At 71.4% G+C, this 11,284-nt stretch carries 10 protein-coding genes; 5 read left to right on the plus strand and 5 right to left on the minus strand.

From position 1 onward, the window contains the following. The first annotated feature begins 35 nt into the window (after positions 1-35). From fdh to nrfD, 3 genes are read left to right on the plus strand one after another with little or no spacing between them, the layout of a single operon-like run. The gene (gene fdh, locus HBO46_RS05295; RefSeq protein ID WP_263457785.1) at positions 36-3,410 is read left to right on the plus strand and encodes a formate dehydrogenase; all 3,375 of its coding nucleotides are present in this window, start codon (positions 36-38) and stop codon (positions 3,408-3,410) included. Further along, positions 3,407-4,366 (plus strand): 4Fe-4S dicluster domain-containing protein, encoded by a 960-nt coding sequence (locus tag HBO46_RS05300; RefSeq protein ID WP_166140031.1) that lies wholly within the window; start codon positions 3,407-3,409, stop codon positions 4,364-4,366. Before fdh ends, HBO46_RS05300 begins: the two co-directional genes overlap by 4 nt. Then, on the plus strand, positions 4,363-5,415 hold the full coding sequence (gene nrfD, locus HBO46_RS05305; protein WP_166140030.1) for an NrfD/PsrC family molybdoenzyme membrane anchor subunit: 1,053 nt from the start codon (positions 4,363-4,365) through the stop codon (positions 5,413-5,415). The genes HBO46_RS05300 and nrfD overlap by 4 nt, the downstream gene beginning before the upstream one ends. Before the next feature lie 10 nt (positions 5,416-5,425). Here the strand turns inward: nrfD and HBO46_RS05310 are convergent, their stop codons facing one another. Genes HBO46_RS05310 through HBO46_RS05325 form a run of 4 tightly spaced genes read right to left on the minus strand, consistent with a single transcriptional unit; the run spans position 5,426 to position 7,476 of the window. Then, positions 5,426-6,070 carry a hypothetical protein gene (locus HBO46_RS05310; RefSeq protein WP_166140029.1) on the minus strand — a complete coding sequence of 215 codons (645 nt, stop codon included), beginning with the start codon at positions 6,068-6,070 and terminating at the stop codon, positions 5,426-5,428. A gap of 43 nt (positions 6,071-6,113) precedes the next feature. Beyond that, a complete protein-coding gene (locus HBO46_RS05315; protein WP_166140028.1) occupies positions 6,114-6,698 on the minus strand; it encodes an NAD(P)-dependent oxidoreductase in 585 nt (194 codons plus the stop codon). A 22-nt stretch (positions 6,699-6,720) separates the two neighbouring features. Next, the gene (locus HBO46_RS05320) at positions 6,721-7,041 is read right to left on the minus strand and encodes a hypothetical protein (RefSeq protein ID WP_166140027.1); all 321 of its coding nucleotides are present in this window, start codon (positions 7,039-7,041) and stop codon (positions 6,721-6,723) included. A gap of 51 nt (positions 7,042-7,092) precedes the next feature. Then, positions 7,093-7,476 (minus strand): ArsR/SmtB family transcription factor, encoded by a 384-nt coding sequence (locus tag HBO46_RS05325; protein ID WP_166140026.1) that lies wholly within the window; start codon positions 7,474-7,476, stop codon positions 7,093-7,095. Between the two features lie 174 nt (positions 7,477-7,650). On the opposite strand from HBO46_RS05325, the gene HBO46_RS05330 reads away from it, so the two are divergent. Beyond that, positions 7,651-9,498, plus strand: coding sequence for a phosphoenolpyruvate carboxykinase (GTP) (locus HBO46_RS05330; protein WP_166140025.1), 1,848 nt, complete (start codon positions 7,651-7,653; stop codon positions 9,496-9,498). 118 nt (positions 9,499-9,616) lie between these two features. Here the strand turns inward: HBO46_RS05330 and HBO46_RS05335 are convergent, their stop codons facing one another. Next, positions 9,617-10,288 carry a winged helix-turn-helix transcriptional regulator gene (locus HBO46_RS05335; protein ID WP_166140024.1) on the minus strand — a complete coding sequence of 224 codons (672 nt, stop codon included), beginning with the start codon at positions 10,286-10,288 and terminating at the stop codon, positions 9,617-9,619. A gap of 168 nt (positions 10,289-10,456) precedes the next feature. On the opposite strand from HBO46_RS05335, the gene HBO46_RS05340 reads away from it, so the two are divergent. Beyond that, on the plus strand, positions 10,457-11,281 hold the full coding sequence (locus tag HBO46_RS05340; protein ID WP_166140023.1) for a class I SAM-dependent methyltransferase: 825 nt from the start codon (positions 10,457-10,459) through the stop codon (positions 11,279-11,281). The last annotated feature ends 3 nt before the right edge of the window (positions 11,282-11,284 follow it).

Consider the following 11,284-nt stretch of genomic DNA (forward strand, 5'->3'; position numbering starts at 1 on the left):
CGTCCCCGCAGCACGTCCGCGTCGAAGGAGGGTCCATGGCGAAGTCGTTCCTCTCCTGGCCCGTCGTGCGCCAGGTGGTCGGCAACGACCGCCTCGGCCGCGGGGTCGCCGCGCGCTCCGCGGCGACCGAGGAGATCGAGGCCCGCACCGAGACCGCCGACCGGGTCGCCCGCAGCGTGTGCCCCTACTGCGCGGTCGGCTGCGGGCAGAAGGTCTTCGTCAAGGACGAGCAGGTCGTGCAGATCGAGGGCGACCCCGACAGCCCGGTCTCGCGCGGGAGGCTGTGCCCCAAGGGCTCGGCCAGCAAGAATCTCGTGACCAGCCCGCTGCGCCAGACCGCGGTGAAGTACCGCGCGCCGTACGCCACCGAGTGGACCGAGCTCGACCTCGACACGGCGATGGACATGATCGCCGACCGCGTGGTCAAGGCACGCAACGACACCTGGCAGGACCTCGACGAGCAGGGCCACACGGTGCGGCGCACCCTCGGCATCGCCAGCCTCGGAGGAGCGACCCTCGACAACGAGGAGAACTACCTCATCAAGAAACTCTTCACGGCGATGGGCGCGATCCAGATCGAGAACCAGGCGCGCATTTGACACTCCGCCACGGTCCCCGGTCTGGGGACCTCGTTCGGGCGGGGCGGCGCCACCGGGTTCCTTCAGGACCTGGCCAACGCTGACTGCATCGTCATCCAGGGCTCCAACATGGCCGAGGCCCACCCGGTGGGCTTCCAGTGGGTCATGGAGGCCAAGGCCCGGGGTGCGAAGGTCTTCCACGTCGACCCCCGCTTCACCCGCACCAGTGCGCTGGCGGACAAGCACGTCCCGATCCGGGTCGGCTCCGACATCGCGTTCCTGGGCGGCATCATCAACCACGTCCTCAGCAACGACCTGGACTTCCGCGAGTACGTCGTGGCCTACACCAACGCCGCCACGATCGTCAGCGACAAGTACCTCGACACCGAGGACCTCGACGGGCTGTTCTCGGGCTTCGACCCCGAGCGCCGCACCTACGACCCCGAGTCGTGGCAGTACGAGTCCGAGGACTCCGAGGGCGACCTCGACGAGGCCCAGTCCGACAGCTCGGCGGACCAGGAGCACCAGCGGGAGACCGCGGCGGGCATGCAGCACGAGGCCCACGGCATGCAGGTCGGTGCCCACCCGCGGCGCGACGAGACGCTGCAGCACCCCCGCTGCGTCTTCCAGGTCCTCAAGCGGCACTACGCCCGCTACACCCCCGAGATGGTCGCGCGCACCTGCGGCGTCAGCGAGGAGGACTTCCTCGAGGTCGCCCAGGCCTGGGTCGAGAACTCCCGGCGCGACCGCACCACGGCGCTGGTCTACAGCGTCGGGTGGACCCAGCACAGCGTGGGCGTGCAGTACATCCGCACCGGCGCGATCCTGCAGCTGCTGCTGGGCAACATGGGTCGCCCCGGTGGCGGCATCATGGCGCTGCGCGGTCACGCCAGCATCCAGGGCTCCACCGACATCCCGACCCTGTTCAACCTGCTCCCCGGCTACCTGCCGATGCCGAGCGCCAGCGTGCACGACACGTTGACGGACTGGATCGACGCGGTGCGCTCGCCCGGCGCCAAGGGCTTCTGGGGCAACGCGCAGGCCTACGGCATCAACCTGCTCAAGGCCTACTGGGGCGAGAAGGCCACCCCCGAGAACGACTTCTGTTTCGACTACATGCCGCGGCTCACCGGCGACCACGGCACCTACCGCACGGTCATGGACATGATCGACGGCAAGGTCAAGGGCTACTTCCTGCTCGGCCAGAACCCCGCGGTGGGCTCCGCCCACGGGCGCGCCCAACGCCTCGGCATGGCCAACCTGGACTGGGTGGTCGTGCGTGACCTCTTCGAGATCGAGAGCGCGACGTTCTGGAAGGACTCCCCGGAGGTCGAGACCGGCGAGATCGTGCCCGAGCAGTGCCGCACCGAGGTGTTCTTGATGCCCGCCGCCTCCCACGTGGAGAAGGAGGGCACCTTCACCCAGACCCAGCGGATGCTGCAGTGGCGCGAGAAGGCCGTCGAGGCGCCGGGCGACTGCCGCTCGGAGCTGTGGTTCTTCTACCACCTCGGCCGGATGCTGCGCGAGCGCTACGCCGACTCCACCCTCGACCGCGACAAGCCGCTGCTCGACCTCGCCTGGGACTACCCCGTCCACGGCGAGCGCGACGAGCCGGACGCCGAGGCGGTGCTGCGCGAGATCAACGGCTACGAGGTCGCGACCGGTCGTCCGCTGGCGTCGTTCAACGAGATGAAGGACGACGGCTCGACGCTCGGCGGCTGCTGGATCTACACCGGCGTGTTCAAGGACGGCGTCAACCAGGCCGCGCGCCGCAAGCCCGGCTCGGAGCAGAGCGAGGTGGCCCCGGAGTGGGGCTGGGCGTGGCCGGCGAACCGGCGCATGCTCTACAACCGCGCCTCCGCGGACCCCGAGGGCCGGCCCTGGAGCGAGCGGAAGGCCTACGTCTGGTGGGACCCCGAGGCGGGGGAGGCCGGTCAGTGGGTGGGCCGTGACGTGCCCGACTTCGAGCTGACCAAGTCGCCGGACTACGTCCCGCCGGAGGGCTCCGACGGGGTCGAGGGGATCGCCGGCAACGACCCGTTCATCATGCAGGGCGACGGGAAGGGTGCGCTCTACGTCCCGCAGGGGCTCGTGGACGGACCGATGCCGACCCACTACGAGCCGGTCGAGTCGCCGTTCCGCAACCCGATGTACGGCCAGCAGGCCAACCCGGTGCGCAAGGAGTACGACCGCCCCGACAACCCGATGAATCCCACGCCTCCGCAGCTGCACGGGGAGACCTATCCCTTCGTCTTCACCACCAGCCGGCTCACCGAGCACCACACGGCCGGCGGCATGAGCCGCTACGTCGCCCGGCTGGCCGAGCTGCAGCCGGAGATGTTCATCGAGGTCTCCCCGTCCCTGGCCGCTTTGCGCGGCCTCGAGAACGGCGGGTGGGCCACGATCATCACCGCGCGCTCGGCGATCGAGGCGCGGGTGCTCGTCACCGAGCGGCTGGTGCCGCTGCGTGTCGACGGCCGCGAGGTGCACCAGGTCTGGCTGCCCTACCACTGGGGCCAGGGCGGCATCGTCACCGGCGACTCCGCCAATGACCTGTTCGGGATCAGCCTGGACCCCAACGTGCTCATCCAGGAGTCCAAGGTGGGCACCTGTGACGTGATCGCCGGGAGGCGACCGACGGGTCCGGCCCTGCGCCGGCTGGTGATGGAGCACCAGCGGCGCGCCGGCGTGGACCTCGACCCGACCAACCCGATCGTGACCACGGGCCCGGCCTCCGAGGTGGACCGGCACCGCGACCGGGTGGAGCGGTGGGGCCCGGACGGGGCGAACGACTCAACCGGTGACGACAGCAGCGACGGGAAGACGCCATGACGAGCCTGTTCAACGAGTTCGACCTGTGGGGCCCGCTCGACCCCGCGGCCGACGCCGGCTACGGCAAGGACAAGCCCAAGCGCAAGGGGTTCTTCACCGACACCAGCATCTGCATCGGCTGCAAGGCCTGCGAGGTGGCCTGCAAGGAGTGGAACGACGTCCCCGCGGACCACTTCGACATGACCGCGACCTCCTATGACAACTCCCACTCCCTGAACTCCAACCAGTGGCGCCATGTCGCGTTCATCGAGCAGCCGCGTCGGCCGGCGGTCGACCTCGGGATGCCGACCACGCGCCCCGACGACGACCTGTTGGGCGGGCTGCTGGCCGAGGGGGAGACGGGCGACGGGGCGCCGTCCGACGGCGTACCGGACTTCCGCTGGCTGATGTCCTCCGACGTGTGCAAGCACTGCACCCACGCGGCCTGCCTCGACGTGTGCCCCACCGGCTCGCTGTTCCGCTCGGAGTTCGGCACCGTCGTGGTGCAGGACGACATCTGCAACGGCTGCGGCTACTGCGTGCCCGCCTGCCCGTACGGCGTGATCGAGCGGCGCCGCGGACCGGAGGGCTCCAAGAACGTCGGGATCGCCCAGAAGTGCACGCTGTGCTACGACCGGCTCGGCGCCGGTCAGCAGCCGGCCTGCTCCCAGGCGTGCCCCACGCAGTCGATCCAGTTCGGCGACGTCGAGGAGCTGCGCGAGCGCGCCGAGCGCCGGGTCGCGCGCCTGCACGAGGCCGGGGTCATGGACGCGCGCCTCTACGGCAACGACCCGCACGACGGCGTGGGCGGCACCGGCGCGTTCTTCCTGCTGCTCGACGAGCCCGAGGTCTACGGCTTCCCACCGGACCCGGTGGTCACCACCCGCGACCTGCCGCAGATGTTCCGCCGCGCCAGCGCCGCAGCCGTCACGCTGCTGGCCGGCGCCGCGGTCGCGTTCGTGGGGAGGCGGGGATGAGCGACACCCTCGCGCAGACCCAGGGTCGCCCGCCGCGCGGCTCCCGACGCGGCGGGGGTGGGCGACGCCGTCGCGGCGGCGAGCGCTCGATGGTGCCGGAGGCGGAGTTCACCTCCTACTACGGACGCCCGATCGTCAAGCCGTCCCCGTGGGAGGCCGACATCCCGGCCTACCTCTTCGCTGGCGGCCTGGCGGCCGGCTCCTCGCTGCTCGCGGCCGGTGCCGACCTGACCGGGCGCCCGGGCCTGCGGCGGGTCGGACGGGTGGGTGCGCTCGGTGCGCTGTCGTTCTCGATGGCCGCGCTGGTCCACGACCTGGGCCGACCCTCCCGCTTCGTGAACATGCTGCGCGTGGCCAAGCTGACCTCGCCGATGTCGGTGGGCACCTGGATCCTGTCGGCCTACGGGCCGTTCGCGGGGGCAGCGGCCGCCGCCGAGCTCGTCGCGCTGCTGCCCGCCGACAAGCGGCGCGGACCGCTGCGGCTGCTGGAGCTCACCGGACGCCCGGCCGGGCTGGTCGCCGCCGTGTTCGCCCCGCCGGTGGCCTCCTACACCGCGGTGCTGCTCTCCGACACCGCGACCCCGTCGTGGCACGAGGCCTACCGGGAGCTGCCGTTCGTCTTCGTCGGCTCCGCCGCCGCCGCGGCCTCCGGGCTCGCCCTGATCGGGGCCCCGACCTCGGAGACCGGACCGGCACGCCGCCTCGCGGTCGGGGGCGCGCTGATGGAGCTGGCCATGGAACGCCGCATGGAGCAGTCGATGGGCGTGACCGCGGAGCCGCTGCACGCCGGACGCGCCGGTCGGCTGATGCGGGCCGCACGCGGCCTCACCCTGGCGGGCGCGGCCGGTGCCGCGCTGTCGGGACGCAGTCGTGTGCTGTCCGCGCTCTCGGGGGCAGCGCTGATGGCCGGGTCGGCCTGCATCCGCTTCGGGGTCTTCGAGGCCGGTCAGGCCTCGGCACGCGACCCCAAGTACACCGTGGTCTCGCAGCGCCAGCGGATGAAGCGCGAGGGCCCGGCGCGGCACCGGCCCGAGGACCCGGAGGCCTGAGCAGGGCGCCTCAGACGGCGAACGCGGCGCGGTGCGCCAGCTGCGGTGCCGCCCGGTGGAGCTGGCCGCGGCGCCAGAGCACGAAGAGCACCAGCGCGGCCACCACGGCGCCCAGGGTGTCCAGCGTGAGGTCGCCGAGGGTGTCGCTGTAGGCCGAGCGCCGCTCGGTGGACTTGCTCAGGAACGCGACGTACTCGGCGAGCTCCCACACGATGCCGGCGGTGGCACCGAAGGCGACGGCACGCTCCAGGGTGCGCCCGAGCGAGCTGGTGTGCGGCAGGGTCAGCAGGATCACCGCGGCGGTCAGCAGCCCGGTGTTCATGAAGTGCATCCAGTCGTCGAACCACACGATCGAGTCGTAGAGGTCCATCCGGTTGCCGAGGGTGTCGGTGAAGCAGGTGAAGGTGATCAGCAGGTCGGCCACCCAGGGGAACGATGCGCGCTCCCGCCACCAGACGTACCAGATGACCGGTACGGCGAAGGCGGCCAGCGGATAGCCGATCGCCCGGGCGTGGGCGCCCTTGTCCTGCATGTTGCCCAGATCGGGCGAGGTCACCGCGAGGAACATCAGCAGCAGCAGTGCCGCCTTGGCGAGGACGTCGAGGGTGCGCACCGTCTCGGGAACCGGGTGGCGTACCGCCGTCACATCACTCACCCGCCGCACGATAGCGTCGCTCGGCCGGCGGCGCGGCATCGTGTCAGTTCGAGACGACCGGCGCGGCGCGCAGGTAGGTCTCGTCCGTGACCTGCTCGACGAGGAAGGTCGCCAGGTCGGTGCGGGTCATCGACCAGCGCACCGCGTCCAGGCCCAGGTAGCCGGAGCGGATGGTGCCGCGCGAGGGCGCGTCGGTCGTGCGCACGACCCGGGCCAGGGTCCACTCCAGCGCCGATCCGCTCACCAGCTCGGTCATCGCGGCCAGGTCGGCCTGGGCGTCGCGGGACCGCAGCCGCGCCAGGCGGGGGAGCAGCAGGGCCCGCGCCGTCGGCTCGTCGCGCCACCAGCGCACGGCGGCGCTGCCGATCCCGACGTAGCGCTGCACGCCCGCGGCGCGCATGGCGTCGAGCACCCGTCCTGTCACCTCGGTCAGCGACGGCGCCCCGGTGTCCTGCGGTGGCGTCAGCACGCTGATCACCACGTCGGTGCCGGCGAGGCCGGCGCGCAGCGCGTCCTCGTCGTACGACGCGAGGGGGAGCGGCTGGTGGCTCTCGGCGCGCAGCCGGTCCACGACGAGCGTGCCGAGGGTGCTCTCGGCACCCAGCACCGCGACCTGCTGCCTCGACATCGGACCTCCCGGGTGGATCGTGTCAGCCGGTGGTGAGCATGACGAGGAGCACCCAGACCGCGAACGCGGCGGCGAGCACCGCGGCGGCCACGCACCAGGTCAGGAAGACGGTCGGGAACCACGGCGGGGTGGTCGCGCGGATCTCCGACCAGGCGGTGCGGGTGTGCGCGCGGCCCAGGTCGAGCAGCGCGAGCAGCACGTCGCGGACGGTCCCCAGGAGCGCCGCGAGACGGTCCACCGGGCGGGGGTCGGGTGCGGGGGAGGAGGGCTGCTGGGACTGCTGGGGGGAGCGGGGGGTGCCGGGCTGGGCGGGGGCGGTCTCGCTGACCGGGATCGTCGTCATGTGGTGTGTCGTACTCCTTCGTCTGGTCGAGATGACGAAGAAGGAGGCCTCTCAGTTGCGGGGTGGTGGGGTGAGGCGGGTCTCACTCGTGGGGGTCGATGGACCCGTGTGGCGGGTGTTCTCGACCTCGGGAACGAGGGCGTCGGCGGCGTCGGGGTGCTCGACGATGCTGCGGGCGACCTCGAGCAGCCGGGCCACCTCGGGCATGCCGAGGGAGTACAGGACCTCGTTGCCCTGCCGGTGGGAGACCACCAGGGCGTGACGGCGCAGGACGGCCAGCTGCTGGGAGAGATTGCTCGGCCCGATGTCGATCTGCTCGAGCAGCTCGTGCACCGCGTGGTCGCGCTCGGCGAGCAGCTCGAGGATGCGGATCCGGGCCGGATGACCGAGTGTCTTGAAGAACTCGGCCTTGCGCCGGTGGAGAGGAGCCTCCATCGGGCACCCTCCTCGGATCGGGATGCGACCCCCTCACCCATCACGGGCCGAGAGGTGCAATCATGTCGACTTGAAAGATTGTTCAAGTGTGGCGGCAAGCCGCACGATACACACAGAACTCGGCAGGGCCGGCGGGCGGAAGGTTCCGCTGGTGCTCCGGAGAGGACAGCTCACATGGCTGATGTGCAGTCGGTGCTCGATGCTGCAGGCCTGACCAACCCGCGCGTGCGGGAGTATGTGGAGTACTGGGCCGAGCTCACGGGCGCAGCGCGGGTCGAGGTCGTCAGCTCCGCCGACGACGCTCGCCTCGTCCAGGAGGCCCTGGAAGCCGGGGAGCTGCTGCCCGCCGGTGAGGGCCGCTACTACTCGCGCAGCTACCACAAGGACACCGCCCGCTCCGAGGAGCGGACGATCGTCGCGACGAGCAACCCCGCGGACAAGGGCGTCTACAACAACTGGCGCCCCGCCTCGGAGATGAAGCCGATGCTCGAGGACCGCATGCGCGGCGCCTCCGCGGGCAAGACGATGTACGTCATCCCCTACCTGATGGCGCCCCCCGGCAACACGCTGAGCCCCTGGGCCACCGGCGTCGAGCTGACCGACACCCGCACCGTGGTCCTGCACATGATGCGCATGGCCCGTGTCGGCGTCGAGCACATCAACGACCTTGAGGACCCCAACAGCTTCGTGCGCGCGGTCCACGTGGCCGGCGACCTGGAGAACCTCGGCCAGGGCACGCCCGACGACCAGCGCTACTTCGTGACCGTCGCCGACGAGCGCACGATCCTGCACTTCGGCTCGTCGTACGGCGGCAACGCGCTGCTCGGCAAGATCGCCCACGGCCTGCGCCAGGCGGCGTACGACGGCTGGGCGTCGAAGAAGTTCCTCGCCGAGCAGTACATGCTCATCGGGATCCACGACAAGGAGACCGGCAAGGACTACCACATCTGTGGTGGCTTCCCGAGCGCCTCCGGCAAGACCAACCTCGCCATGATGCTGGCCCCGGACGCCCTCGGCGACCGCTACCACGTGTCGTTCTACGGCGACGACATCGCCTGGCTGTGGGTCGACGAGACCACCGGCAAGCTCTACGGCATGAACCCCGAGTACGGCGTCTTCGGCGTGGCCAAGGACACCAACGAGGGCACCAACCCGACCGCTCTGCAGTCGCTCGGCGAGGGCACCGGCGTGATCTTCACGAACGTCGCCTACAACGAGAAGACGCAGGAGGTCTGGTGGGAGGGTCGCACCAAGAACCCGCCCGCGGACGTCGATGGCTGGCTGGACTGGAAGGGTGACCGGATCGCTGACCGCGAGCCCGGCGACCAGAGCCCCTGGGCGCACCCGAACAGCCGCTTCACGACCACCCTGGACAACGTCCCGAACATCGCGGCGGACTACAACGCCGCCGCCGGTGTGCCGATCGACGTGATCATCTTCGGCGGCCGCACCCGCGACCGTGAGCCGCTGGTCCGCGCGATCACCGACCTCGCCGAGGGTGTGTACGACGGCCTGACCCTGGGTGCGGAGGCGACCTTCGCCGCCGAGGGCGTCGAGGGCCAGCTGCGCTACGACCCCATGTCGAACCGCCCGTTCATGGCGTACGGCGAGGGCGACTACGCCCAGCACTACCTCAACGTGGTGGGTGCGGCGAAGGAGCAGCCGATCTTCGCCCACGTCAACTGGTTCCAGCGCGACCCGGAGGACGGCCACTTCCTGTGGCCCGGATACCGGGACAACCTGCGCCCGCTGCTGTGGCTGCTGCAGCTCAAGAACGGCGAGGTGCAGGGTCGCCAGACCCCCGTCGGCATCATCCCGACCAAGGAGGAGCTCGAGCTCTCCGGCGTCGAGATCTCCGAGAAGGACCTGGAGACCATCCTGTCGATCGACAACGCCCGCTGGCGCCAGGAGATCGGCTTCCGCGAGGAGCACCTCAAGCAGTTCGAGAACCTGCCCGAGGAGATCTGGGTGGCCCACCGTCGCGTGGCCGCCGCGCTCGAGGCCGAGGCCGACGAGTCCTGATCCTCCGCTGACGGCTCGCTGACCGGGCCCGACGCAACGCCCGACGCCCCCGGAACCCCTCGTGGTTCCGGGGGCGTCGTCGTACCACTCGCCGAGTCGGGGCTGATGGCTGCGCGAGTCAGGGGCGGGGTACGGCGGCGAGCGCTGAGCGACCGAGCCAGGCGGGCAGCTCGCGGCGCGCGCGGCCGGTCGCGTCCAGGGAGGTGGCCGGGTCGGCCAGCAGGTCGGTCCAGAGACGATCGCCGCGCCACACCTCGGTCAGCCCGCGCAGCGTGGTGCGCAGCCACGCAGCGATCTCGTGGCCCGGATCGGAGTCGCACACGTCCACGTCGCTGCCGTTGACGCACATCCACCACCGCGCCTGACGCGGCTCGACATCGGTGAAGTCGAAGGCCACCACCGTCCGCTCGCGCGGCCAGGCGCTGACCGGCACGGTGCGGCGCATGTCCCACATCAGCAGGTGCGGGTCGAGGTCGCTGACGCCGAGCTCGCCGATCCAGCGCAGGCCCCAGCGACCGAGCGCCTCGACGACCTCGGACAGCTCCAGCCCGCTGGTGGTGAGCCGGTAGCCGACCGCGCCGAGCTCCTCGCGCCGTTCCACGACCCCGGCACGCTCGAGGGTGCGCAGCCGCTTGGCCAGCAGCGCCGGCGACATCCGGGGGACCCCGCGCCGGATCTCGTTGAAGCGGCTGCTCCCCGACAGCAGCTCGCGCACGATCAGCAGCGTCCACCGCTCGTCGAGGACCTCCATCGCCTTGGCCACCGGGCAGAACTGGCCGTACGTCGACATCGGGTCTCCTCACCTCGAGGCTCCAGTACACGCCCGCGGAGGCAGGCGCGCCAGTGGTGCGGCGCTACAGATCCGGAACCACCCGCGCTACAGAAGCGGCACTATCGGCGCGACCGCGTCGAGGCGCAACGTGGGAGGCGTCAGTTCCCCCGAGAGAGAGACAGCGTCATGACCACCGAGGCGAGTACCGCAGACCAGGCCGTGAAGGCGAAGCACCGGGCGATGTGGGCCAGCGGGGACTACCCCCGGCTGGTCAGTGACCTGATCACCGGCCTCGGCCCGGCCCTCGTGCAGGCCGCCGCCCTCGCCCCGGGCGACCGGGTGCTCGACGTCGCTGCCGGCACCGGCAACGCCGCGCTGCCGGCCGCCCGGGACGGCGCCGACGTGACCGCCAGCGACCTCACCCCCGAGCTGCTCGAGGCCGGCCGTCGGGTCGCCGAGGCCGAGGGGCTCACGCTGGCGTGGGAGGCCGGCGACGCCGAGCACCTGCCGTACGACGACGACACCTTCGACGCGGTCGTGTCCTGCGTCGGGGTGATGTTCGCGCCCCACCACCAGGAGGCGGCCGACGAGCTGGTACGCGTGTGCCGCAGCGACGGCACGATCGCGCTGCTCTCGTGGACGCCGCAGGGGTTCATCGGCCAGGCGTTCGCCGCCATGCGGCCCTTCGCCCCGCCCCCGCCGCCCGGTGCCCAGGCCCCGCCGCTGTGGGGCGACGAGGACCACCTCGCCGACCTGTTCGGCGCACGGGTCACCGACCTGCGCTCGACGCGGCAGGACCTCGAGGTGGGGGGCTTCTCGACGGGGGAGGAGTGGCGCGACTACTTCAAGGCGGTCTACGGACCGACGATCGCCACCTACCGCAATGTCGTCGACGACGAGGAGCGCACCGCGGCGCTCGACGCGGAGCTGGCCGCGCTGCCGCGCCGCTTCGGCGTGGCCGACGGGCCGATGCGCTGGGAGTACCTGCTCACCACCGCCCGCAAGGCCTGAGCC

Origin of the sequence: Nocardioides ochotonae, from assembly GCF_011420305.2 — a bacterium.
In the GTDB taxonomy this organism is placed as follows: Bacteria; Actinomycetota; Actinomycetes; order Propionibacteriales; family Nocardioidaceae; genus Nocardioides; species Nocardioides ochotonae.